The 25,189-nt window shown below is 57.8% G+C and carries 21 protein-coding genes; 2 read left to right on the plus strand and 19 right to left on the minus strand.

Features of this window, described 5'->3' with window-relative positions; all coding sequences use genetic code 11:
- Positions 1-9 precede the first annotated feature (9 nt).
- The 7 genes from ACI5FR_RS13875 to ACI5FR_RS13905 form a co-directional block, all read right to left on the minus strand.
- Positions 10-942 (minus strand): NHLP bacteriocin system secretion protein, encoded by a 933-nt coding sequence (locus tag ACI5FR_RS13875; protein ID WP_405455132.1) that lies wholly within the window; start codon positions 940-942, stop codon positions 10-12.
- Positions 943-1,155: 213 nt separating this feature from the next.
- Positions 1,156-1,965: a class I SAM-dependent methyltransferase gene (locus ACI5FR_RS13880; RefSeq protein ID WP_405455134.1), complete on the minus strand. Its 810-nt coding sequence runs from the start codon at positions 1,963-1,965 to the stop codon at positions 1,156-1,158.
- Positions 1,966-1,984: 19 nt separating this feature from the next.
- Complete coding sequence (locus ACI5FR_RS13885) at positions 1,985-2,368, minus strand: hypothetical protein (RefSeq protein ID WP_405455136.1); 384 nt, start codon at positions 2,366-2,368, stop codon at positions 1,985-1,987.
- Between the two features lie 281 nt (positions 2,369-2,649).
- Positions 2,650-3,645: a Gfo/Idh/MocA family protein gene (locus tag ACI5FR_RS13890; RefSeq protein WP_405455137.1), complete on the minus strand. Its 996-nt coding sequence runs from the start codon at positions 3,643-3,645 to the stop codon at positions 2,650-2,652.
- Between the two features lie 91 nt (positions 3,646-3,736).
- Positions 3,737-4,186, minus strand: coding sequence for a NanQ anomerase/TabA/YiaL family protein (locus ACI5FR_RS13895; RefSeq protein WP_405455139.1), 450 nt, complete (start codon positions 4,184-4,186; stop codon positions 3,737-3,739).
- 119 nt (positions 4,187-4,305) lie between these two features.
- Positions 4,306-5,310, minus strand: a complete 1,005-nt coding sequence (locus ACI5FR_RS13900) for a Gfo/Idh/MocA family protein (protein ID WP_405455141.1) — start codon at positions 5,308-5,310, stop codon at positions 4,306-4,308.
- On the minus strand, positions 5,307-6,611 hold the full coding sequence (locus ACI5FR_RS13905) for a hypothetical protein (RefSeq protein WP_405455142.1): 1,305 nt from the start codon (positions 6,609-6,611) through the stop codon (positions 5,307-5,309). Before ACI5FR_RS13905 ends, ACI5FR_RS13900 begins: the two co-directional genes overlap by 4 nt.
- Before the next feature lie 215 nt (positions 6,612-6,826).
- Here ACI5FR_RS13905 and ACI5FR_RS13910 point away from each other — a divergent pair, with 215 nt between their 5' ends.
- Both ACI5FR_RS13910 and ACI5FR_RS13915 read left to right on the plus strand, forming a co-directional pair.
- Complete coding sequence (locus tag ACI5FR_RS13910; RefSeq protein ID WP_405455144.1) at positions 6,827-7,591, plus strand: ParA family protein; 765 nt, start codon at positions 6,827-6,829, stop codon at positions 7,589-7,591.
- Positions 7,578-7,814 carry a hypothetical protein gene (locus ACI5FR_RS13915; RefSeq protein WP_405455146.1) on the plus strand — a complete coding sequence of 79 codons (237 nt, stop codon included), beginning with the start codon at positions 7,578-7,580 and terminating at the stop codon, positions 7,812-7,814. The genes ACI5FR_RS13910 and ACI5FR_RS13915 overlap by 14 nt, the downstream gene beginning before the upstream one ends.
- 37 nt (positions 7,815-7,851) lie before the next feature.
- On the opposite strand, the gene ACI5FR_RS13920 is transcribed toward ACI5FR_RS13915, so the two are convergent.
- The 12 genes from ACI5FR_RS13920 to ACI5FR_RS13975 form a co-directional block, all read right to left on the minus strand.
- On the minus strand, positions 7,852-9,690 hold the full coding sequence (locus ACI5FR_RS13920) for a cache domain-containing sensor histidine kinase (protein ID WP_405455148.1): 1,839 nt from the start codon (positions 9,688-9,690) through the stop codon (positions 7,852-7,854).
- Positions 9,687-10,703, minus strand: coding sequence for a response regulator (locus ACI5FR_RS13925; protein WP_405455149.1), 1,017 nt, complete (start codon positions 10,701-10,703; stop codon positions 9,687-9,689). Before ACI5FR_RS13925 ends, ACI5FR_RS13920 begins: the two co-directional genes overlap by 4 nt.
- Before the next feature lie 93 nt (positions 10,704-10,796).
- Positions 10,797-12,920 (minus strand): glycoside hydrolase family 31 protein, encoded by a 2,124-nt coding sequence (locus ACI5FR_RS13930; protein WP_405455151.1) that lies wholly within the window; start codon positions 12,918-12,920, stop codon positions 10,797-10,799.
- Positions 12,917-13,903, minus strand: coding sequence for a Gfo/Idh/MocA family protein (locus tag ACI5FR_RS13935; RefSeq protein ID WP_405455153.1), 987 nt, complete (start codon positions 13,901-13,903; stop codon positions 12,917-12,919). Before ACI5FR_RS13935 ends, ACI5FR_RS13930 begins: the two co-directional genes overlap by 4 nt.
- Before the next feature lie 169 nt (positions 13,904-14,072).
- Positions 14,073-15,656, minus strand: a complete 1,584-nt coding sequence (locus ACI5FR_RS13940; protein WP_405455155.1) for a type 2 periplasmic-binding domain-containing protein — start codon at positions 15,654-15,656, stop codon at positions 14,073-14,075.
- Between the two features lie 216 nt (positions 15,657-15,872).
- On the minus strand, positions 15,873-17,435 hold the full coding sequence (locus tag ACI5FR_RS13945) for an extracellular solute-binding protein (RefSeq protein WP_405455157.1): 1,563 nt from the start codon (positions 17,433-17,435) through the stop codon (positions 15,873-15,875).
- Positions 17,436-17,554: 119 nt separating this feature from the next.
- Positions 17,555-18,424, minus strand: coding sequence for a carbohydrate ABC transporter permease (locus ACI5FR_RS13950; protein WP_405455159.1), 870 nt, complete (start codon positions 18,422-18,424; stop codon positions 17,555-17,557).
- Positions 18,425-18,443: 19 nt separating this feature from the next.
- Positions 18,444-19,403, minus strand: coding sequence for an ABC transporter permease (locus ACI5FR_RS13955; RefSeq protein WP_405455161.1), 960 nt, complete (start codon positions 19,401-19,403; stop codon positions 18,444-18,446).
- 125 nt (positions 19,404-19,528) lie between these two features.
- A complete protein-coding gene (locus tag ACI5FR_RS13960) occupies positions 19,529-20,740 on the minus strand; it encodes a glucuronate isomerase (RefSeq protein ID WP_405455163.1) in 1,212 nt (403 codons plus the stop codon).
- Positions 20,737-22,563 carry a glycoside hydrolase family 36 protein gene (locus ACI5FR_RS13965; protein ID WP_405455165.1) on the minus strand — a complete coding sequence of 609 codons (1,827 nt, stop codon included), beginning with the start codon at positions 22,561-22,563 and terminating at the stop codon, positions 20,737-20,739. The genes ACI5FR_RS13960 and ACI5FR_RS13965 overlap by 4 nt, the downstream gene beginning before the upstream one ends.
- Positions 22,564-22,581: 18 nt before the next feature.
- Positions 22,582-22,941 (minus strand): cupin domain-containing protein, encoded by a 360-nt coding sequence (locus tag ACI5FR_RS13970; RefSeq protein WP_405455167.1) that lies wholly within the window; start codon positions 22,939-22,941, stop codon positions 22,582-22,584.
- 24 nt (positions 22,942-22,965) lie between these two features.
- On the minus strand, positions 22,966-25,173 hold the full coding sequence (locus ACI5FR_RS13975) for an alpha-galactosidase (RefSeq protein WP_405455168.1): 2,208 nt from the start codon (positions 25,171-25,173) through the stop codon (positions 22,966-22,968).
- Positions 25,174-25,189 lie beyond the last annotated feature (16 nt).

Consider the following 25,189-nt stretch of genomic DNA (forward strand, 5'->3'; position numbering starts at 1 on the left):
CTCCAGCGTTCATTTGAATAACGGAAACAGTTTGGCAATCGGATGCGTTCGGTCCAGGGTCACGATTCCATCGCTCAGCATACCGCTGCTCAGCGTCAGGGGCGGACCAACAGACGTGGTCCATCGGTACCCGCTCGGCGTGCCGGCATCAGGAATGAGACTGACGGTCACCTTGATCGGAGCCTGGCTCCCGGCCAATAGGTTGGCCAATTCTTCATTGCCTACGGTATCCGCCACACTCTTCAATGTGGAAGGGTACTCGTCGACCGCCGTCACCGTACCCAACAGGTAGCCGAACTGTTCCTTAATGACCGAGCTCGGATGGAGCTTGACTTCCATCCCCTCGTGGATCGTGTCGCCCAGCTGCGGAGGAACATACAACACCGCCTGCAGCTGATTGACCTCATTGCCGGTTTTTTCTATGGTCAATAACGGGCTTGCTTGTTGAATAAAGTCGCCCCGTTTCACCTTCACTTCCACCACATTGCCGTCATACGCACTCTTGATCTGAGAGGATGTCTCCAGCTCGATTCGGAGCGAGGCCAGTCTGGCTTGCAAGGCGCTTTTCTCAGATTCTGAAGCGGATTTCAAGAGCTGGTCCTCCACGGCACGAATGTCGGCCAACGTTTGCGGTTTCGCCAGCCTGAGCACGATCTGGCCTTTCCGAACCCGGTCGCCCGGCTCCACGCTAATATCCGTGATTTGTCCGGACTGCTCGGAGAGCACTTGCTGAATGCCGCCGGCTCCGAGCAATATCCCGTTCCCGTTGACGCTGCTCGGTAACGTCCCCGTGAAGCTCCAGATCAGAAGCGTGAGGAAGAGCACGGCAATTCCGCCTAGTGCAATCCAGGCACGGGGGGAAGTAACCGTCAACAGACGGTCCAGTTGATCCGGCGACTGCAGCTTCTCCATAGAAGCCTTTCGAAATAAGGGTTCGGTCATAAATGAAATCTCCTATTTGTGCGTGCGTACTTGGAAATTGTACTGAAGCCTCAGAAAATGCGCATACCACCAAAGTGGTAGATGTCGGATTATGTGCTGAAATTGTTATATGCCGGGCTTTTCTCCTCCATGCCGCTTATCGAAAAAGCCCGCTCCTGGTCCATAGGGATCAGGATGGCGGGCTATATCCAGGCACATTGACTTATTTTATTTTTATTGCATTTTTCTACCGATATAAAGCAAATGGGAACCGAAGCCCAAGATAGACGGATCCGATGCGGACTCGTAAATCAACCGCAATACCCGCTCCTCCTCGCCCCGGGATCGCCAATAATCCCACTGTGCCGGCGTTAACCCCGCCCCAATTCCGCTCGAGGAGATTAATTCGATCGTCTCGAACCCGTGGCTTTCGAAGAAAGGTTCGATCTCGGCTAACGGGAAGAAGTAAGCTCCCGTGAACCGTCCCTGATCCGCATGATTGAACGTTCCGGTTTCCTTGAACTCCATGATGGCCTCCATCGTGTGAAGCGGCTTCCATTGCTCAGGAAACATTAATGCCGTTAACAATTTGCGAATCCGGGATCTCACCGCTACGAATACGACCCCTCCGGTCTTCGTTACCCGTCTCAACTCTTGAACGGCCTGGATGCGGGACGCTTCGTCCTGCAAATGATACAAGGGCCCCATCATGAGAGCGGCGTCGAAATGCTCGGTCGGGATGCCCTCCAAAAGTCTGGCGTCTCTGACCAGGAACCGGTCGAATTGCGGGCTTAGTTCGAGTTCATCGGCTTTCGCTTGTGCAATCTCCACGAGCCTCGGTGTAAGATCGGTCAGTGTCATGCGATACCCGAGCTTCGCCAGCTCCATCGCGTATTTGCCCGGCCCGGCTCCATTGTCCAGAACTTTCCCGCTCTTCGGCATGTTTTGCCGAATGAAATGCATGTTGACTTTGTACTCGAGGGGCTCCCGGTCCAGCCTCCCCCACTCGTCGAACTTGGAATAGTAATCGATAATTTCGCTCATTACCGCTCTCCTCTCTTTATCAAACAACCCCGACTTGAAACTCGTCCTCGTTGACGATTTCTCCCGGATGGTTCGTAAATACTACGTCGTACGGGACGCCATACTTCTCCAGGAGACGAAGCAACGGGTCCAGACGGCCGATCATTTCGTCGGTAGTCCCCGTTTTGAACCAAGTGATCCCACGGATCGTATTCCCGTCCTCGTAGAACGGCGGGTTGGGCAGATGCTCTTCGAACCACTCTTCAACCCTTAGAAACGTTTCCTTGTCTTCGTCCGTCAGGCAGTCCTGGCGCATCGTCCCCCTCATCAAATGCCAACAGGCCCCGAAGATCCCGACAGGCTTGCCGGTCTTCCCGGAATACCGGACTTGCACCCGCATGTACTTTTGATCGATCGGCATCATAATGCCTATGGCCCCCTGTTCCGTTAAAATACAATACAAAAAGCGCGAAGGACGCTATGGCCCGTCGCGCTTCGTGAGCGGAAGGCGGGCCAACGCGAAATGCGCTAGCCCACCTGATCGGATGCAGGTGAACTAACGCTTCGTGAGAAGATGTTCTCGATGGATACGGATCGTCGTCATAGCCAGAATCTTCCTTCGCATTAGGATTGTAGACGATTATACGAGAAAAGCCTGCGCTTGACAATGCTATTTTTCAGACTCGACTCCCACTCATCCACCCGTCAAGGCGCATACTCTTCCAGCCTGCGTCGGATGCAGTCTGCAATCTCGACGGACTGAAGCCCGGAACGGATATCGTCGACAGGCCGGCGGCCCGCCCGGATATCGTCGAAGAAGGAGGCGTTTTCCGCATAGAAGCCGTTCGTCTCGAAGAGCTCCTCCCCATCCGTGATGTCGGATCCCGACAAGTCCGCCAACACCTCATTGCTGTGCATGTGGATCAGGCGGCCTGGAAGATCCGGCGATCCCCATACCGGGAGATGCATGTGGAAGGAATGACCGCGGCCGTGAACGGTAGCTCGTTCGATCACCCCACCCGAGATCGGACAGAAATTCAATTGCGCCGTAGCCCCGGATTCGAACGTGCAGTCCATATAAATATTAACTATATCCGATCCCGGCTCCCCTACATCCTGGTATCGGAATCGGACATGTCCGTAGTCCGATCCCAAGAGATGCTTCACCGTATCGATGCCATGAATCGCAGTCGTGGAGAAATCGGCGTCCTTCCGGTTCACCCGGCTAAGATCATAGCGGATATGATGAATATCCGACGGGTCCAGCGTCGCCGACAGCTGCTGCTTCATTTTGTTCACGAGAGGCATATGCCGTCGGTTGAACGCTGCTTGATTGGGCACACCGAATCGTTTCGCCGCTTCGATCATGCGCAGCGCTTCGGTTCGATTCATGCCTGGAGGCTTCTCGGTCATCACCGGAAACCCCTTCTCGCAGATCCGTATGAACAGTTCGGCCGTAAGGTGGACCGGCACCACCAAGCTAACGGCATCCGGGCTCTCGGTATCCAGCATTTCTTCCCAATCGGTATACCACCTGGAAAAGCCGAACTTCATCTGGAACTGGGCCGCAGCCGTTTCGTTCTTATCGCAGCAGGCGGTCAATTCCACATCGGAGTGGATCGAAGCGTATTTCCGAAAGGATGGCCCATGTCCTTCCGTCGCCATATGGCCGCAGCCGATTACCGCAATTTTGAAGCTCATCAGAAGCTCCCTCCCCACATCGTTCATCTATACCGAACAAAGAAGGACACGCTTCTGAAGAAGGGTGTCCTGGATTGGCGAGAGCGGCGGGTCAGATCAACACTTTTACTACGATTTTCTTAACCGGCGCCGGCTCTTGCACCGCGATACCGGGCATATGCGCATCTTGAGGCGCCACGATCGCGAACGATCCGGCCGGCAGCAGGCAGAAGCTGCCTTCCCCTTCGAACAACGCATAGTCGCTTTCTTCTTCGTACTCCTTCGTAACGCGAACGCTGTCGAGCGGAGCATACCCGAACCTCTCCGTACCTTCCACGACATATTGGATGTCGTAATATTTCCGGTGCGCTTCCCACTTCCCCGCTTCGAGCGGCTTGGACTCGTAATGCTGGACCAGATAATAAATGTCGCTGCCCTCAATCTCGTACTTGCCGGGCTCTAGCCCGTTCAGAGCTTGTTCCTGCAAAAAGCGCAGGCCGACCGCAAGGCGCGGATGGAGGCCGTAATACTGGGAAGCATGCTTTAAGCTGTCGATCACCATCGGAATTCCACAACCTTTCCATGTTCTAGCATCGTCTGAAGACGGTTAGGGGTGGCCCTCGCCTTCCGTACAGTAAAATTCGACCGATGCCTCGACGTTCCCTGCTTGCTCATTCCAAATTACTCGAGCGACATGCTGTTCAGCTTCGTGCTGGCGCCGTCGATCCGAACGACCATCGCGTTTGCGCGGCACACGTCATCGGCCGTGAGACGGTGCGGCTGGCCGGCGATCTGCGCCAAGAAATCCGCTGTTAGCGATGCCGGCGGCTTCAGGATATCCACCCGCCTCGTCTTGTTGACATGGTCGGTGAACGCCAGGAACGGCCCGGGCTCTCCGAGCGGATCGCCGGACGTGCGAATTTCGGCCCGCCCTTTCGTGCCGGTCACGAGGATGCGGCCGTCGCCCCATGACTCGAACGCTTCCGGCATGAGCCAATCCGATTTCATCGTCGCCGTAATATGATCCTCCAGCAGGACGTTTACGATCGCGTTCTCGTATAAGCCCGGATACTCGGGGAACCGGTTCTTGACGAGCAGCGCGTGATGGCCGACAATCGATTTGCCCGTGAACCACCACAGCATGTCGACATCGTGGATCATCAAGTCGACGATCAGCCCGCCGTTCAGCGACTTGTCGAAGAACCACCCGGGGCGGGTAGCGGGATGCAGCTTGTGCGGCTTCAGGAAGGTGAAATCCTCGATTTCCCCAAGCTCTCCGTCGTCAATCATCCGCTTCAGCGTATATTGCGCGGGCGCGAATCGGGCCGTCAGCATCATGCCGAGCTTGATCCGCTTCCGGTCGATGACCGCCCGCAGCCGCCGTACGCCGTTCTCGTCGATCACGATCGGTTTGTCCGTCATTACGTGGATGTCATGCCGCTCCGCCCATTCCACCACGTCGATTTTGCCGGGGTTCGGACCGGCGCTGCCGATGACGGAGACGCCTTGGTCCAGCACCTCCTCCAGCGAGGAGAGTGTCGGCACTCCGTAAGTCACGGCATACTGCTGCGCTAACGGGAAGCCGTCCGGATCGTAGATGCCGGCGAAGGAATGGCCTTCCCGGATCATGTCGTCGATAAAAGTTTTAATATGATAATGTTGGCATCCGACAATTGCAAATTTCATAGCTGTTCATCCCCTGTTTGTTGTGTATGATGGTCCGCTTTGTAAAGTCGGCCGGTCCCCGGAGCGAGGAAAATCGCCTCGTCGGTCCGGACGGGACGCAAGCGCCCGGAGCCCAGCGATACGCTATGCAATCCGGTGAAGCCGCTTTGCAACCGCAGCCGCAGCTTGGCCGTACGCCCCATATCGAGATTGACGACCATGAACCATCGGTCCCCTTCCGGATCCCGGAACTCCCCGATCATAAGCGGCAAATCTCCTTCCACGACTGCATCCGCGACAACTTCCCCAACGCCAACGTTCATTGAGCTCAAGCGGTACGGCTCAATATTGCGGAACCGGACACCCGTGGACGTCATCGCCATCAGCCGATCGCCGTACAGCCGTGCCTGGCGGTTCACTTCCTGCAAGTAATAGAACGTCTCCGTCCGTTCATGATCCAGAGCCGCGTCTATAGGTGAGAGCTCGTAATAATAGCTGCCGTCCGCCGCGGGCCGCGTCGACTTGTAAAAGCTGTACCAGGCGAGCCCCTTGTAACCGGCCGCCAGGGTAGTATAGGCTTGAAACCCCAAATTCGCCGGTGTCGGGATCGAGGCGTGGGGACGAATCTGGCAGCTGCACGCCGTGTTCCATGCTTGAAGACCGCGTGCGAACGCAAACTCCCTCACCTGCAGCAAATCGGAGAAATAGCTTCGCAACCGCTGCCGATCGTCCTCGGACTGATCCCCGCGAACGTGGGACACCTGGAAGTTGTCGTACCGGATGAAGTTGTTCGGCTGCACGACGTCCGCGTACTGCTGCAAATAGGCTCCGAAGGGGTCTTCGACGTGCTCGTCCACGCCGAGCTGGGTGCGCTTCGCATGCGACGGATATAAGTTCACGAAGCAGGTCGTATCCGGGTCGTATCGTCGGATCGCCTCGATAATCTCCCGAATGTACGCGAATTGTTGCGTCGATGGCTCATCGAAAATGTAATAGGCCAGCACCGTATCGCGATAGGGTCGGCAAGCGTCGACGAGCTCCCGGGCCCGCCGGTCGAGTTCGTCTTGCGAGAAGAACTCCTCCGGCTCGCGCGTGGAATGCCAGGACCGGTGATCCTGCCGCACGATCGCCCGCAATCCCAGCGCCCTGCACTCCGGCAGATCGGAAGGAAGCACGAAGTTCGTCAGCGTGCAGTGAAGCTCCTTCATCGAGGCCAATCCTCCGTCCGGACGGCGGTCGTATTCGCCGTGATGGCCATGCAAGGCGCCTCCCATCATGATTGGGTAGACGTCAAGCGCTTTCAAAGACGGGCTTATTGCCATGCTCATTCCTCCCTGGGCTGAGTAGGATTCATTCTGAATTTACTGTATCCGAAACAGGCCCAGAGCGTATATGGTTTATTTTGCAGTAGTATGGACGAACTCGAATCAAAACTCTCTATCCTCAAGCTCAGACCGGACATGACCCCCCTTTACATTGAACTTTTGCAGAATTATATACAGGAATACAGATTTACAGAGATAAGGAGGAATGGATTATGGGAGCTATCATTTCAATCGGTAATCAAAAAGGCGGCGTTGGCAAAACGACAACCACGGCCATCACAGGGTATCTTCTCTCTAAGAAGTACAAGGTTCTATGTGTGGACTTCGATAGCCAAGGCAATTTGACACAGTTTCTTACTCAACGAGATATACACGATTACTCCAAAATGACGATTTTCGAGGCATGTAAAAACAGGAATCCCACCCCCTACATCCGCAAGTTAACCTACAACCTTCACTTTATCCCGGCTGATGAAATGCTTGCCACTCTGCCGATGCTGATCCATCAAAATCCTTCAATGGGTTCGACCGTCCTGAGGGATACACTACAAAAAGTAAAGGCCAGATACGACTACATCCTTATTGATTTACCTCCAAATCTGGGAGAACATACGATTAATGGTATAGTGGCTTCAGACTATGCAATCGTCATGCTGCAATGCGAACCCATGTGTTATGACGCGCTGGACAGATACATTGCAACATTGATTCACATCAAAGAGGTTAAAAAGCTCGGCCTTGTTCTATGCGGCATATTGCCAACAATGATCGATTCTAGAACAGTCCTGGATAAAACTATCATTGAGAGGGTAAGGAGAGAGTACGAGGAAGTTGTGTTTCGAACGGAAATAAAGCGAAGAAATAGAATCAAGGAGTTTTCAATTACAGGAATACAGGAATACAGCAATACGGATAAAGCGGCACTAACCAATTATAGAAATTTTGTCGAGGAGCTGGAGCAGCGTGTCCAAGCGTGATGCGATTGAGCAGTTATTAGGAAAACGGAGGAGTCAGGCTATACAGGAAACCATAAATACAGGTATACAGAAACCTGTAGCTAAGAAAAAAGCGACATTTGATTTCGATGATCAATTCCATAAGGAGTTAAAGATATTCGCCGCGAAACAGAATAAGAAGATGGTTGATATTGTGGTTGAGGCTGTGAAAGAGTATATGCGAAACCATAAACCACCGGTCTAGAAAAAGCCGCCCAAGCGTTCGCTCGGGCAGCCCTGGTTCAAGAGACGATTTTCTTCTGATGCTGGATGCGCGGCATGACCAGCTTGATCTTCGTCCCGCGATGCTCCTCGCTCTCGATGCGCAGGCCGTACTCGTCCCCGAACACCATTTGGATTCGGCGGTGCACATTAAGCAGGCCGATCCCGCCCTTGCCCTTCTTGCCGGCCTCCTCCTGATCCGGGCTGGCGAGCCGGTTCATACTGAGTTTCTGCTGGAGCGCCCCGAGCTTGTCGGCGGGCATCCCGCAGCCGTTGTCCTCCACGCTGACCCAGAAGCAGCCGTTCTCCACGCCCCCATCGATCCGGATATAGTGGAAGTCCTCTACCCCATCCGGGAACGCGTGCTGGAACACATTCTCCACCAGCGGCTGCAGGGTCAGGCGAACCATCGAATGAAGCAAATATTCCGGAGGAATCGCCACGTCCAGCTCGAATTCGCGTCCGATCCGATGCTGCAGCACCACCTTGTAGAACATGACGTGCTTCAGCTCGTTCGCCACCGTAATTTCTTCCAGGTTCGTCTGGACGGAGTAACGCAGCATGTAGGCGAGCGCTTTTACAATTTCGGAGATTTCCTCCGAGTCTTGGATCGCGGCGTAGCAGACGATCGTCTCGAGGGTGTTGTACATGAAGTGCGGATTGATCTGGAGCTGCAGCGATTGGAATTCCGCCCGCTCCCGCTCCATCCGGATTTCCTGGTTCTGCACCTCGACCTGCACGACCTTCTCGACGGCCTCGGACAGCCGGTTGACCATCGCATTATACCGCATCATCAGCTCGACGATCTCGTCGCGCTGCTGCTTCGGCAGCGGGATGGGCGCCCAATTCCCCTTCTCGGTCTCGCGCATGCCGGACTTCAGCAACTGGATCGGCTTCGTGATCGATTTGCCGAAGCGGAAGGCGAGCAGCACCGCGAGCAGCAGCGTGAAAAGGCCGACGACAACCGTCACCGTCCGGATGTTGGAGACGGGCTTGCGCAGCTCGTCGAGCTGCATGGAGACGACGAGTCTCCAGCCGGAGTAGCTGGACGTACGGGCCATGTACATGCGCGGCTCGCCTTCGACATCATCATAGAATGCGCCGTCCCCGGCTTCTCCGAGCTTCTGGATGAACGTGTCTGGAGCGGCGGTCCCGATTTTGGCGGCATCCGGATGATACACATAATTCCCGAGCTTGTCCGTGATGAACATGTAGCCGTACTCCCCGAGGTCAATGCCCTTCCACAAAGCGGACAAGTCCGCCGCCCGCACCTCGATTGCCAGCAGCCCATTCAGATCCGGCGACGTGAGCGGCCGAATGCGGCGCACGAGCGTGAGCATCTGATTTTGCTGGCCGGTCAGGATGCTGTGGTTCAGGATGCTCAGGCCGCCCCCAGGGTTCGTATTCTCGAGCAAATAGTTCCGTTGGCTGCGGATGTCCTCCTTGGTAAACGATTGCTCGTTGACACCGTTGAAATAATAGACGGCGTTGCCCTTGTCGCTGATGACGTACACCGCCGCGATGTTGGGCGCCTGGATGAACAGCGGATCGACGCTCACTTCCCGGATCAGCTTCCGGTACGAGTAGTAGTCGTACTCCTCGCGGGTGCTCGGAAGATCGAGGAACTCCATGATTTGGCGATTCGTGAGCAGCGACACGATGGACCGCTCATAATCTTTTAGGTACAGGTCGGTATGGTGGTCGGCATTGCCTACGATCTGCACCAGCTGCTTCTCCGCCTGACGGTCCAGCTCGCGGGAAGCCGACGTATAGGAGAAAACCCCCACGCCGGTGAGGGAAATCATAATAACGACCAGGAAGTAAATAAACAGCTTCTGATACAGGCTTCGGATTCTCATTTGATGCCAAACCCCGTTCGATATTCGGAGGGGGAGACGCCTACGATCTTTTTGAACGTTTTGGTGAAGTGCGGATAATCGTCGTAGCCGACCTCGGACGCCACGTCGACGATACGGATATGCGGCACGGCGAGCAGCTCTTTCGCTTTATCCATCCGCCGGTTGATCCGGTATTGCACGAACGTCTCGTTCGTGATTTTCTTGAACAGCGCGCTGAAGTACGTCGGGGTCAGACCGACCATCGCCGCGACTTGATCGAGCGATACCTCCTGGGACAGCCGGCTGTCGATATAGGCCTTCGCTTCCTCCATCGGATCGCGGAAATGACCGCTGCGCGTCGCGGACAGCCCTTCGGCCACCCGCCTCAAGCCGGACTCGAACGCGTCGAGCGCCTCTCTCACGCTGCACGCATCCATGTAGGCCTGATAGGGCGGCGGCGTGAAATTGCGGGCCGTCAGCCGCTTCGACAGCATCGCGTAGCAATCGTTCAGCAGCTCCTTCAGCTGGGCGAGCGTCAGGTTGGCGGACAGGCAATATTCGCGCCACCAGACGAGCAGCGCCCCCAGCTCCTCGTGCTGAAGCGACCAGATGTGCTGCTCCAGCCGGTCGATCCATTCCACCAGCCGGGACGGAGCGATGTGCCCGCGGGCCTTCTTGATCAGCTGATCAAGCACCTCGTGCACGTCCGGCTTCGTTACCGGTTTGAGCAAGTAGTGCTTCACCCCGTAGCCGATGCATTTTTGCGCATATTCAAAATCGTTATACCCGGAGATGACGACGGTGGCGATGTGCGGATACTGCTCGTGCAGCACGCGGCACAGCTCCAGGCCGTCCATCTTCGGCATCCGAATGTCCGTGAGCACCAAGTCCGGTTCAGCGGCGCGAATGCGCTCCAAGGCAGTGACGCCATTATCCGCGGTCTGGATTCGGGCAAGCGTCGCCGGATATTGTTCGGCCATCTTTACAAGACCTTTGCGTATGACGGGTTCGTCGTCCACGATCAACAGGTTCATGTCTCCACCATCCTCCCTGCGGTCTGCCTAGCTGTCGAGACTTCTATCTTACTCCCAATCGGGCGGTCCATCAATCGGAAAACGATTACAGCGCTACAACCGCGTTTGTTCGAAACGCCATGAAACCGACTTGTAAGCCGTCGGTTCCTGGAACGTTCCGCCTATATGACGCATCGTCCCCGTCCATCGTCCCCCGGCATCGCGGACTGCCATCGCCTGCCACCAGCCGTACCGGCCGGATTCATAGTCGTATGTTTCCCCGTCATCGTCATATAAGGCAGCTTCCCCGGCGGACGCTCCGAAATGCACCCATTCCAGAGCGACCTGCTCCGTGGAAGAAGGAACGTTCGGTAGGCTTGCAATCAGCGGCAGAACGGAGCCGTCCTTCACGAAGACAGGGATGCGTTCCAAGCCGGCGCGAATGCTCACGATCTGCCCGCCATCATAGCGTTCGCCGGTTTCCAGGCCGTACCAGACGCCTGGCGGCAGCAGCACTTCCCGTTCCGACTCGCCGGTGAACAGCGGCGCTACGAGCAAGGCGTCACCGACCATATATTGGTCGTCCCATTCCTTGGTCTTGCGCTTCCCGTAGGCGCCATCCGTCGTATTCAGGACGTCGGCCTCCGTTCTCGCCTGCTGCGCTTCCGCGGCAGCAATCTCGTCCGCGGACATGACGAGCGGCATCGCCCGGAACGGCGGAACGCCGCGCTCGCGGTATTGCGCGAATACGGTGTACAAATACGGCAGCAGCCTCATCCGCAGTTGGATATAGTGGCGGACGATCGGCTCGACCTCCGGGAACGACCAAGGCTTCGTGCCGTCTCCCCAGGCGTTCAGCATGGCGAGCGGCGAGAAGACGACGGTCTGAATGCGGCGCACCCACTCTTCCGCGCTGCCGGCCTTGCGCACTTCCGGCGTCCAGAGCAGCCCGCTGAACGAAGCGTTGCACAGTGCGCGGATGAACTGGCGATGGTCGTACAGATCGGAGTACAGCACACTGGGCAGAGAGGACGCCGCCGCGTTCGAGGCCCGTACGAGCCCGTACGTTCTAGTGTTGCGGCTGCGGTACAGCTCATCGGTCATTTTCTGGAATAACAGTCCGTACAGCTGACGCATCTGCTCCCCGTCGAGCCCGGACGGAAACTTGGCGTGCGCCGGGAACATCCAGGAATTGTTCGTCAGCTCGCTGCCGTCGCATTCGTCCAGCTTGTACCCGGCGACCCCGATGTCGACATGGTGCTCCGCATGCTGCTTCTTGTAGGCCTCCTGCGCCTCCGGGATCGTATAGTCGGGTGCGAGTCCGCCCCAGACCGTATAACTGCCGGATAGCGGTTTTAAGCTCGAATAAAGGCCGCTCTTCGGCGAGACGTAAGGATGCTCCCACAAGTTCACTCGGAAGCCGCCCTCCCGCATATCACGTATGAAGGAAGCCGGATCGGGGAACCGCTCCCGCGCCCACTCGTACGTGACGGGATAGCTGGCGCTATGCCAGCCGGGCTCGAGCCCGATCACGTCGCACGGGAAGTCGCGCTTGCGGAATTCCAGCGCCTCCTCCATCGTCTGCTCGGCGCTGTACAACGTCGGCACGCGGTGCCAGAACCCGAGCCCCCACTTCGGAGGCAGGACGCCACCGCCGCAGAACAGATTGTATCGGCTCACCACATCCGCCGCGGACGGACCGGCGAACGCGTACAGATCCGCTCCTTCGGCGGGCAGCCGGACTTCAACATGCGCCGAGGTCATCGTCGCCTTCCAGCCGCTGCCCTGATTCCGGTCCCGGATGTCTTCGTCCCGCGTGTCCTCGGTTCTAAGCGTAGCTCCGCCGTAGACGGTCACGATGCGCGAAGTGTCGATTAGGAAGCCGTACCCCCGGTCGCTGACATAGAACGGGACGGGAGCGTGCGTCTCCCCGGTATCCTGCTTCGGGTCGCTGTTCACGCGCAGATACCGGATGCGGCCGCGGTGATTCATCCGCATGAACTGCAGCCCCATGCCATACAGCTTCTCGGTCTCGCCTAGCGGCAGCGAGACGATGCGGCAGCCGGGGCCGGCCTCGACGGTTATCTCGCTCTGCTCGAAAGGCAGCCGTGCAGGCTCCATATGGGCCATCGCTTCCAGACGGGGGGCCGCTCCGATGACTTGCAGCGGGGTCAAGCCCTCCGGCGATCCCACCGTAGCTTTCCAGACACCGGGTGCGATCTCTTTCCACGGAATCACATCGTTTCCACCTTTCCTGGAGATGTTAACGGTAACACAACCGGCAGTGTTCGGCCGGCTTCTCCCGACAGCTTCGCATAATGAACGAGCGTTTGCGTCAAGAGATAATCTAGTGCGCTCGTCTCCGCAACACGTCCTTCGCGGAGAGCCGCGAGAAATTCGGCCAGCGTGTCGGACTCGTCCACACCCGACAAATCCTCGACATGCCGGATCTCCCCGTCCTTGTGAATCCGAATCTCTTTGTCGACCAGCTCGAGCGCCCCTGCGGTTCCTTCGATCCGCCAATTTCCGCTCCACGGCGTCTCTGTGCCGCGCGCCGCGATCGAGGCCGCATAGTTGACCGTGATACCGCCTTCGAGCTCCAGGAAGGCAGAGGCGTTCAAGATCGCGCCCTCTCCCTGCCAGCCGCCGATCGGGTTGTACAGCTTCGCCGCTACCGATACGCCTTCGCGGCCGGTCAAATACCGGATCATATCCATATGATGCACTCCGATATCGTCAAGCACGCTTACCGTGTATTTCCGTTCCACATGATGATAGCGGAAAAATTGAATGTCGATGGCCGAGATTTCACCGATTGCCCCGTTATCCAACAGCTGCTTCATTTTGCGAACGTACGGGAACCGGCGGTAATTCTCGGCGATCATGAACGGAATGCCTTCCAGTGCCGCCCTCGCGACGACTTCGACCGATTCGCCGTAGTCGAACGAAATCGGCTTCTCGCACAACACCGGCAGCTTGCGGTCGAATGCCGCATGATTCACGCGCGTATGAGCCATCGGGGACGTCACGTTTACGAGGAAATCGGCTTGCTCCTTATCCAGCGCTTCCTCAAGCGAGGTGTAGAACGGATACGGATCCGCTCCCATCTTCTCCTTCATGCCCGGATCGGTCTCCACAACCGCCGCGAGCAGACCTTGATCCCGCAGCCGCTTGTACCAGCTGAACCCGGCGGAGCCTAATCCGACCAGTATCGCTTTCATTGCGCACTCTCCTCTATGCCAATGTCAGGTTAAGTATGTCTTTATTATGGACGATTCCCTCTCCCCGCACTAGAGCGCCGCTTACGGTCGGTTGTGTTTTTTTACGATGCCCCGGAACAAGGAAAAGCTCCCCATCCGGATGATGGAGAGCCGATCCTCGAGTGAATTCTTATTTTTTCGTATCGATCAGAATGGCGCCTTGCTTTTTGTTCCAGCGGTCGGTCGCTTCCTTGATAATCTCGTTGCCGCCTTTCGCCTTGTACTCCTCGATGACCTTCGGCCAGTCGGAGATCGGCTCCTTGCCATAGATCATCTTGATCATATGGTCGACGATCAGCTTCGGACCTACGTCAGGCTGAGGAGCGGCCAAGTCCGGATACTGGCTGAATGAAGTCAGCTCCGGATAGAACCCGATGCCGGGCAGCCCTTCCTTCGTGAGCACCGTGTCGAACGCCTTCAGCGTCGCTTGGCCGTCTTCGTTCAGCTCCAGGCGAGGCTTGTTGTACGTCGAATCGTGTACCGCCCAGATCGTTCCGCTGCGCCAGCCTTCTTCTTCGGTATCTTCCTTGGTCACCGGGAACTTGTAGTTGATTTTGCCGGACGCATCCTTCGTGTACGTATCGCCTTCGATCCCGAAGGTGAAGAACGTCTCGGCATCCTTCGTCAGCATCCAGTCGAAAAATTTGATGATGCCGGCGGCCGTATCCGCCTTCACGTTCTTATTGATGTAGAACGTACGGATAACCGGCGAGTAGTAGAAGTATCCGCCTTTGCCTTCCGGACCTTTAGGCGAGTCGATAATGTCGATCTTGGCGCCCGGAACGGCCCGGCCGATGTTCGTCCGGTATCCCGGCAGCCCGGAAGCGTTCTGCGACCAGATCCCCGGCTTGCCCGCATCGATGCTCTTCGTATAGTCGGTGGACGAGATCGTCGCGAATTCTTTGGAGATGAGGCCTTCGTCGTACATCGTCTTGTAGACGTTCAGCGCCTTCATGACGTTCTCGGTGTCGAAGAACTTCGGCACCACTTGCCCGTTCACGAGCTCGAATTGATCTTTATAAGGCAGGACGTCGAATGCGCCCAGGATGACATCGGCGTACTTGAAGTTTTCCCGCATCTGATACGGCTGCTCAACCCCAAGCTTCTTGAAGGCGCGCAGGACGTTCAGGAACTCGTCCACGGTCTTCGGCGCTTGCAATCCCGTCTTCTCCAGCAGATCCGTACGGATGTACGTGGCCCGGCGGGACGGGTTGCTCAGGAATTCCGGGATGCCGTAGATTTTGCCGTCATACGACACCGTGTCCCACGCGGCTTTCGGGATCGCTTTCATCAGATTAGGCGCATACTTCTTCAGCAGTTCGTCCAGCGGCATGAATACTCCGCTCTCGACGGAACCCGACATCGACTTGCTGCCGGGCCCGCCGATGCTGCCGACGACGTCCGGAATCGAGTTGCTGGCGAACATAACGCCGTACTTGGCGTCTTCCATGACCGAAATGTCGATATCGGTATTCGTGAGCTCTTCGAGCTTCAACACCCATTTGTCTTTGTTCAGGTCCGGAATTCGCGTATGGTACCCGGTACTTACCGTGGTCGGATACACGATCGAGAATTTCGCCTTCTGAGCCGGCGTAGTTGTGGCCGAAGAGGTATCCCCGCTTTTCGGATCTCCCCCGCCGTTGCTGCAGCCCGCCACGATCGAAACGGCGAGAAGCGAAGCCATGCCTAGTTTTACTGCTTTTGCTTTTTTCATACAATCCCCTTCCCTATCGGTTGCTATTCCCGGCTTTTATGCTGTAAGCGGTTACTCAGTTGCCTGTATCCATCATATAAAACTTCCCCCGTCTTCTGTATGTGTTCATTTATGGCGGCTTGTGATTTTCTATGGTTGGGGCGGGTTGCGGGCACTCTGCGGACAAAACAACCCCGGCTGAAGCCAATGCTTCAAACCGGGGTTTAGACGGTCCAGCTATTTTTTGCCCAACAGCAGAACGCCCTTCTGACTGTTGTAGCGGTCTGTCGCTTCCTTGATGATTTCGTTGCCGCCCTTGGCCTTGTACTCCTCGATGACCTTGGGCCAATCGGCGATCGGCTCCTTGCCGTAAATCATTTTGATGATATGGTCCATGATGATCTTGGGAGCGGCATCGGACGCAGGGGAAGCGGCATCCGGATACTTCGCGAACGCCTCCAGGTCCGGGGCGAATCCGATGCCGGTCAGCCCTTCCGTCGAGAGGATCGTGTCGAAGGCGTTCAGGATGTACGGACCGTTCGGATCGGTTTGCATCTTCAGCCGGTTGACGGTGCTCTCGTGCGAAGAATGCAGCGTGCCACGGAAGTCCTGCTCCTCCTGCTCTTCCTTGTTGGTCGGTTCCTTGTATCTGATCAGTCCGTTCTCGACCGTGTAGTGTACACCCTCAATGCCATATGTGAAAAATTTCAACGCCTCGTCCGTAGTCATCCAATCAAAATATTTAACGATCTCAATCGCCGTCTCCGGCTTGACCTTCGCATTGATGTAATGTGCACTCGTAACCGGCAAATACATCAAGTAGCCGCCTTTGCCGTCCGGCCCCTTGGGAGAAGAGATGACGTCAACCTTGGCCCCCGGCACCGCATTCGGAATGTTCGTCCGGAAGTCGTTCAGGCTGATCAGGTTGGACGACCAGATGCCGGCGTCACCGGCCCGTACGTTCTTCAACCAATCTGCCGATGAAATCGTCGCGAACTCCTTCGCGATCAGCCCCTCGTCGTACATCGTCTTCATCACGTTCAGCGCTTTGGTCATGTTCTCCACATCGAAGAACTTCGGCACGACTTGGCCGTTCACGAGCTCGAACTGCTCCTTATATGGCAGCACGTCATAGGCGCCCAAGACGACATCCGCATACTTCAACGTTTCGCGGGCCGCATAAGGATGCTTGACGCCCATCTCCTTGAACTTCCGCAGGACGGCCAGGAATTCGTCGATCGTCTTCGGAGGCTTCAGACCCGCCTTCTCCAGCAAGTCCGTCCGAATAAACGTAGCACGCCGGGACGGGTTGTTCAGCCAGTTCGGGATACCGTAGATCCGGCCCTGATAGGAGACGGCTTCCCATGCTTCCTTAGGCACTTGCTTCATCAGATTCGGCGCATACTTCTTCAGCAAATCATCGAGCGGCATGAACATGCCGGCTTCCACCGAGCCCGACATCGCCTTGCTCGTGGCGGTACCGAGGCTGCCTACGACGTCCGGCAAGTCGTTGCTCGCGAACATGACGCTCATCTTCGCTTCCTCTACGACCCGAATATCCAAGTCCGTGTTCGTCAGCTCTTCCAGCTTCAGCGTATTCCGATCCTTGTTGATATCGACTCTCGTATGGTAGCCGGTCGTCGATGTAGTCGGATACGAGATCGAGAATTGGGTCGGCGGCTTTTTGCCGGGCGTTGCCTCCGCTCCTGGCTGCGGCTCCGATTGCCCTCCGCTCGAGCAGCCGGCGATGACCCCGACCGCCAGCAGACTGGCCAGCGCGGCGCCTGTCGTTCTTTTCATCGTGTACCCCTTCCTTCGTGTCCCATTTTAGTATAGCGCGATTTGCAATTTCAGCATAATCGACTTGGAGGACGACGAGGATTGGGAATTTTATGCTATGTTTGTTATTTTTTACGGTCCTACGATTTCACGGCTCCGACCATCATCCCTTGAATAAAATGCTTCTGCAGGAACGGATAGACGAGCATGATCGGCAGAGTCGCCACCACGATGACCGCCATCTTGATCCCTTCGGGAGACAAGAACATGAGCAGCTCGGACGAGACGTCCGACTGGCCGAAATTATCTGTGAAGACGATCTCGCGCAAGCGGACCTGCAGCGGAATCCAATGGCGATTGCTGATGTAATAGACGGCTTCCGCATACCGGTTCCAGTGGGCTACCGCATACATGATGCTCATCGTCGCCATCGCCGGCTTGGACAGCGGCAATACGATGCTCCACATCGTCCGGAATTCGCCCGCCCCGTCGATCTTGGCGGAATCGAGTAGCTCGTTCGGGAGGTTCAGGAAGAATGAACGCATGACGAACAGGTTAAATGCGCTGATCGCCATCGGAAGCATAAGCGCCCAGAGCGTATTCAGCAGTCCGAGCTGCTTCACGAGCAAGTAATTCGGGATCAGCGGCGCGCTGAAGATGAGCGTGAACATAATCATCAGCAGCACGGCCTTGCGGTACAGATACTCCGGACGCGACAACGCGTAGGCCAGCGTCGAGGTCATCGCCAGGTTGATGAGGGTGCCCCCCACCGTCAGAATGACGCTATTGCGGAACCCGGTCCAGATCGTCGTATCCTTCAGGATGATTTTATAGTTCCCTAGAGTGAAATCGACCGGCCAGAACGAAACGTCGCCGGCATTGATCGCTACGCTGCTGCTGAACGATTGGGCAATAATATGGATGATCGGCAGCACCATAGTGAGTCCGAGCACTCCAAGTGCGGCGATGTTGATCCAATTGAATATTTTTTGTCCTCTGGTCATTAGCATGGTTGTTCGCCCCCCGCCCTTAGTACAAACCTTCGCCGGTCATTTTCTTGCTGAATAGGTTGCTCCCCATGATGAGAACGAGGCCGACTACCGATTTGAACAAGCCGATCGCCGTCGTATAGCTGTATTGCCTATCCACAAGTCCAGCCCGGTATACGTAGGTGTCGAGAATTTCCCCGTTCTCGTTGTTCAGCGGATTCAAGAACACGAAGACGCGCTCGAAGCCGAAGTCCAGGAAATTCCCGATCTGGAGCAGGAACAAAATGACGATGGTCGGCAGGATGCTCGGGATCGTGATGGAGAACACTTGGCGCAGCCGGCTGGCTCCGTCCATCTGGGCGGCTTCGTATAGATCCGGGTTAATGCCTGCGATGGCGGCCAAATAAATGATCGTGCCCCACCCGCTGTCCTTCCAGATGCCCGAGCCGATCAGGATGGTCCGGATGTAGCTATTCTCGCCCATGAAGTAAATCGGATCCACGCCGAACAGCCCGATTAGCTTGTTAACCAGTCCCGTAGAGGGAGACAGTACCCCAACGACGATCCCGCCGACAATGACCCAGGACAGGAAGTGGGGCATGTAGACGACCGTCTGTACGACCCTTTTATACACGACAATACGCAGCTCATTCAGCAGCAAGGCCAGCAGGATCGGGAACGGAAAGGCAAAGACGAGGTCGTAGATCCCGATCAAGATCGTGTTTTTCAGAATCGGGATGAACTCGGCATAGGCGAACATCCGTCTGAAGTTGTCGAGCCCGACCCATTTGCTGCCGGTGATGCCTTTGAAGATGTTATAGTTCTGAAACGCTATAACGGAACCGAACAACGGGATGTACTTGAAGATGAGAAAATATATAATCCCAGGTATCGAAATGACGTAAAGGGCCCAATACTTGCGCATGAATTTCCATTTTTGTTTGACTGACGCAAACTGATAGAGCGCGGCGGTATCGGACGGTTGAATTTTGGCGGCCATGTTCCTTCTCCCTTTCTTGTGCGAGGACTCGCTTGTTCATCTTCATCATACACGGGTCGCCCGCGGGCCAACATGGCGTAACTTAGTCGGGGTTGTGTTTTTTTATGACGGCAGCCGGGGCAGTCCTAGAGCAGTCCGTACCGTCTCGCCGCACTGCCGTACAGCCATTCTTCGGCAACGCGATGCGCGGTCTCCCGCTCGATCCAGCCGCTCTCCAGCTGCTGCCACAGGAATTCGCATATCAGCTTCTTGATCAACGCGATCTTACCGTAGCTCCATTCGATGCAGCGGGCGTCCGAGACGACGAGCGAGCTCGCCGTGGCAGCCAGCGCCTCCAGCCGGTATTGCATGACATCGCGGTACGTGCTGGCGCGGAAGTTGAACCACCACATCCCGCCCACATGGACATTCGGGAAATTCCACGCCGCCTGCACGACGTCCAGATTGTTGAGCTCGGAGGCGACGACGAGCTCGAAGCGGCACCGGTACTGTTCGAACAGCGCCGTCAGCTTCAGGATGCGGGCCGGATCGTTCGCCGGTACGGCCGTACCGCACCACGAGCGCTCGACGCCGAGGAACAGCTGCACGAGCAGCCCATGCCGTTCGGCTGCCGCGCAGATGGCGTGCAGGAGCTCCATCATCGCCTCGTCCTTCGCGATGCCAGGGGCGATGGCAGCTCTCCGATCGGCTCGGGAAGCGTACGCCGGCAGCGTCGTCATGATGCCGGGGCAGCCTTGCGCGGCGAATCCCGCAAGCAGCTCGTCGATCGTCCGCTTGTGTTGTTCATACGCGGCCATCGGATCGCCAGCGCTCGCCATCTCGCTCGCCCAACCGCCGAGGCGCCCGTCAATGCGCGGGATGAGAATGGCCCGGTCGCGGGTGCCCTGGAACTCGGCATGCTCCGGGATATTCACGACGAAGCGACGGATCTGCAGCCGGTCCGCGACGGACTGCGCCCAGCCCGGGGCCGCATGCGAGCGCTGGATCGCGGCATCCGCCTCGCGCACGGACGCTTCGTCGATTAATTGAATCCCGTACAAATCTTGGAAGATGCGCGTGAGCACCCAGTTCATGTTCGTATTACGGGTAGCTCGATAAGCGTCGAGGAACGCCCGGATCCGCTCGTCCTCCGGCAGGTCGGCTGCGTTCGCCGGGTAGCCGCCGGTCTGCATTTCTCTGTTCAGCCAGAAGTAGTGGGCGATCTCCCAAAAATCGCGGGCGGCCAGCCGGTCCCCGACTAGATGCGTGTGGGTATCGAGAACCGGCAGCTGCATGATTTCGTCTAGGAAAGCTTGGCGGTCGGCAATAGTCGTATTTGGAGTTGCGGCATGGGTCATCGGTTATTCGCCTCCACAAAAATTTTCGATATCTCGGCGGTCCCGGCTGCCGGAACGGCCAGCGCGTGAATGCCCGGCTGCAGGTCGAGGCGAAGCGTATCGGTCACATCGCCCGAGCATGTCTTCAGCACAATCTCCACGGGACCGTAAGAATCGGCCACTTCTACATACAGCCCTTGCTGCAGCCGGCCGTTCACAAGGATCCAACGCGTCGGCTGCGGCTGAACTGCAGTCGGTTTGAGCGCGACGAGCTTGTCGTAGTATGTCGCGATCAATGCGCGGCTGTCCTTGTAGGCGCGGACAACCGGATAGAGCAGCTCGGGATTCATCGGCTCGAGCTCGCCGTCCAGCAGGATGTCCCGGTTGCTCTGCCAGAACGACAGCCAGTAGCGCAGCATTCTCAGGTGGTCCTCCGGCAGCTTCTCCAAAGTGACGGACACTTGCGGTACGGAGAACAGCAAGCCCAGGAGCTGCAGCGCCGCGCTCTCCACGGGCTCGTCCGGATGCCACATGATCATGTCGGCATGGGCCGCCGTAGCGCCGCAGATCAGGCGAATATCGAGCGTCCGGACGCGGTTCTGGATGCTGTCGTTCGGGCAATCCGACGCCCGGAACATGTTGCCGTACTTGCGCATGGCCGGTCCGATATAAGGCTGGCGGAATTCGACCATAATGTCCGGCTTGACCGCTCTCAGGCGTCGGATCGACTCGGTCAACAGGACGTCGACCGCTTCCGGGATCGACTCGATGTCCCGTCCCGGCAGCTCAGAAGGAGTCGCCAGCTCCGGCGTATAGAACTGGTCGATGAAATCGAGCTTGAACCCGTCCAGATCCCACTCCCGGACGGCTTGCTCGTATTTGCCGATGATGTACTCCCGCACCTCCGGGTATCGCGGGTCCATCGTGCCGGCGCCATGGGATTCGTTGAAGCGCAGCAGCTTGTCGGAATATTGCGTCCACGCCTCGCTGTGCTTGCCCACGAACGGCACTGAATACCAGAGAATGACCTTCATGCCGAGCGCATGGATGGCGTCGACGTGCTCGCGCATGCGCGGGAATTTGCCGCCGAACGGCTCCCAATCGCCCGTATACGCGTAGCCGCGGCGGTTGTCCCCCGTCTGCCAGCCGTCGTCGATGATGACCGCGTCCATGCCGAGCTCCTTGGCCCGGCGGCATTCGGCTTCGATCGAAGCCGCCGTCACGTTCTGGTGCATGTTGTACCAGGTGGAGTACATTGGGCGGCGCGCCTCGTCCGGCACGTACGACGGTGTATACCGCTCCATGCCGCTCCACCAGTCCGACACGCCGCGGAGGCTCTCGTAATACGGCACGTCCCTCGTATCCACTAACAACGTTGCCTCGTATTCGGCTATAGGAGCAACCGGCTCCTTGAACAGCTCGATGCGGCAGTGGAACTCGGCGGTTTCCTCCCGAACGCCGCCGGCATAATGCACCGTGTTCAGCGCATCGGAGAACGCGAACGTCAGCCGATTGCGCGAATCGGCGTTGAACAACGAGTAAACGGGCGCAGACGTCGCCGCATTGGAGCGCAGGACGCGCATCCAGTCGGCCTTGAAGCTCTTGTTCCGGTCTTGCGCCGGGTGCCAGCTCGCGTGGATGTCGCAGGCCGGATGAACCCAGCGCAAGGTGAGCACGGGCGGTGTGACCGGAGCGTCTGCCGTCCATCGGATCGTGATTAAGTCGATGCCTGCCTGGACATTCGCCGTGGACAGCGTGAACTGCCCCCGCTGCGTATCGCTGCTGAGCACAAAACTATGAGTGGCGGTTGTGGCCGAGTCAGATTGCACTTGAACAGCATTCATCGTAGTTGCGCCTCCTTCCTATTGTTGATTTTTGTGCCGGTTGGGACCTGCATGCAGCCATAGAGTGACGACCGGGTCTTCCGGATCGGAGTTCAAGTGGTGGTCTTCACCCGGTTCGACGATAAAAATGTCTCCCACCCCCACCGGGATTCGTTCGCCGTTCAGCTCCATGATGCCGGTCCCCTGCAAAATGACGAACGCCTCGCAGTCCGTATGCACATGATAGTCTCGCCCGTCGGGTCCGTCGTGCGTGTGGCTGCGCTCGCCCGGCTTCGCAAATGAGAGGCCCCCTACCGACAAGTATGGGCCGGGCAGCCAGTCCCCCAGGAAATGCCCTTGCCGCGTATCGGCCAGTTCGTTCAATCGCAATCGCTTCATTCGTTATCCCTACCTCTCTAAGGTTCAAATGGTTTTCAACCGGTACAGCCTGCTGCGGAAGTCGCCTTTCCACACCGGCAAGTTCAGGCCGACGTGCATCAGCTCGTCGCCTCCGAAGCGGTCCTCGCTCTCCTCCGGCAAATCCGCATCCCAGACCCGGTAATCCGCGTCGGCCTGAAGTCCCTTCAGCCTCAGCTTGCGGAGCGGCGCGTTCGGCTCGGACAACACTTGCACATACAGGACCATCGCTTCCTTGCCGTCCTCCGAGACGAACATCCACGCCGTGTCGTTCCCCTCGAACGGACTCCTCAGCCGGTAATACTGTCCGAACTGGACCAAGCCGCGCAGCTCCTTGTACAACGCCACCTGCCGCTTCACGAGCTCGCTCTCTTGTTCCGTGAACTTCGTCAGGTCGAGCTCGTAGCCGAAGTTGCCGGACATCGCCACGTGCCCGCGCAGCTCGAGCGGCGTCGTCCGGTGCACCTGGTGGTTCGGCACCGCCGACACGTGCGCCCCCATCGAGCTGATCGGGTAGACGAGGCTCGTACCGTACTGGATCTTCAGGCGCTCGACCGCGTCCGTATTGTCGCTCGTCCATGTCTGCGGCATGTAATACAGCATGCCGGGATCGAACCGGCCGCCCCCGCCGGAGCAGCTCTCGAACAGCACGCTCGGGAACGCCGAGGTGAGCCGCTCCATCACCTCGTACAAGCCGAGCATGTACCGGTGCGCCGTCTCGCGCTGCCGCTCCGGAGGGAGCAGCTCCGAGCCGATCTCGGTCATGTTGCGGTTCATGTCCCATTTCACGTACGAGATCGGACAGCTGCTCAGCACATCGGTCAGAACATGGACGATGTACTCGCGGACATCGGCCCGGGAGTAATCGAGGATGAGCTGGTGCCTCGCCGTCGTGCGGCGCCGGTCCGGCACGTGCAAGCACCAGTCCGGATGGGTGCGGTACAGCTCGCTGTCCGGCGACACCATCTCGGGCTCGAACCAGAGCCCGAACTGAAGCCCCAGCCGCTGCACGCGCTCAGCCAGATCGGGCAAGCCGAGCGGCAGCTTCTCCCGGTCGACGAACCAGTCGCCGAGCGAGCTGCGGTCATTGTCCCGCTTGCCGAACCAGCCGTCGTCCAGCACGAACAGCTCGAGTCCGAGCTCCTGCCCGGCTCTCGCGATGTCCTCGATCTTGTCCGCGGTGAATTGGAAGTACGTCGCCTCCCAATTGTTCACGAGAATCGGCCGCGGCCGGTCGCGGTATTCGCCCCGACACAGCCGGGTGCGGTATAGCCGGTGGTACGTGCGGGACATGCCCCCGAGCCCCTCGGACGAGTAGACGAGCAGCGCCTCCGGCGATTGGAAGCTCTCGTCCGGCTCCAGCAGCCAGCTGAAGTCGAACGGATTGATCCCCATGACGACCCGGGTCGTGCCGTACGGATCTACCTCCGCTTGCGCGAGGAAACTGCCGCTGTATACGAGGCTGAAGCCGTAAGCCTCGCCGCGATCCTCGTCGCAGTCTGGAGACACGAGCGCGAGGAACGGATTGAGCGAATGGCTGCTCGCCCCGCGCCGGCTCTCGATGACGGAGCCGCCCGTCGTAAGCGGCCTCCGCTCGATGTGGCGCTCCCGTGCCCAAGTGCCGGACAGGTGTACCGCCTCGAAGTCGGCCCGGTCGAAGTCGAGGCCGAAGCTGAGCGCCCTCAAGAGCCGTATGCTCCGGCCGCTCTCGTTCACGTACCGAACGGACCGCGCGACGGCGTCGAAATCCCGGAAGACGGTGTACGTCAGCACCACCTTCAGGCCGATCAACGCATCGCTTAGCACGAGCTCCAGCGTCTCCGCCTCCTCCGCCTGCTCCACATATGTCGCCGGCAGGCCTTCCAGAGCGGGCTTCCCCGCATAGATGCGGTGCGACACATACGTCGGCTCGCTCACGGTCGTACCGTTCTCGAGCTGCACCTGAAACGCCGGGACACGATAATCGCTGCTGCCGTATGACGGCAGCTCCTGCGGCAGCGTGTCCAGCGACAAGGTCAAGTCGTCCGGGTCCGTCGACGGCGAGAACGAACAGCGTCGTCGGATGGCGAGCAGCCCGCCCGGATTCGTCCCCCGCACTTGGCGGCCCCAATGCACGTGCGCCGCATATTGGCCCTTCACCAGTTGAATGATATAGCTGGATGATCGGGCTCGCAGATGAAACGTCCCAGTCGCGGAATCATATTGAATGCCCATAGCACCCTCCGTGTAA

The organism is Paenibacillus sp. HJGM_3 (assembly GCF_045062745.1).
Lineage (GTDB): Bacteria > Bacillota > Bacilli > Paenibacillales > NBRC-103111 > Paenibacillus_AA.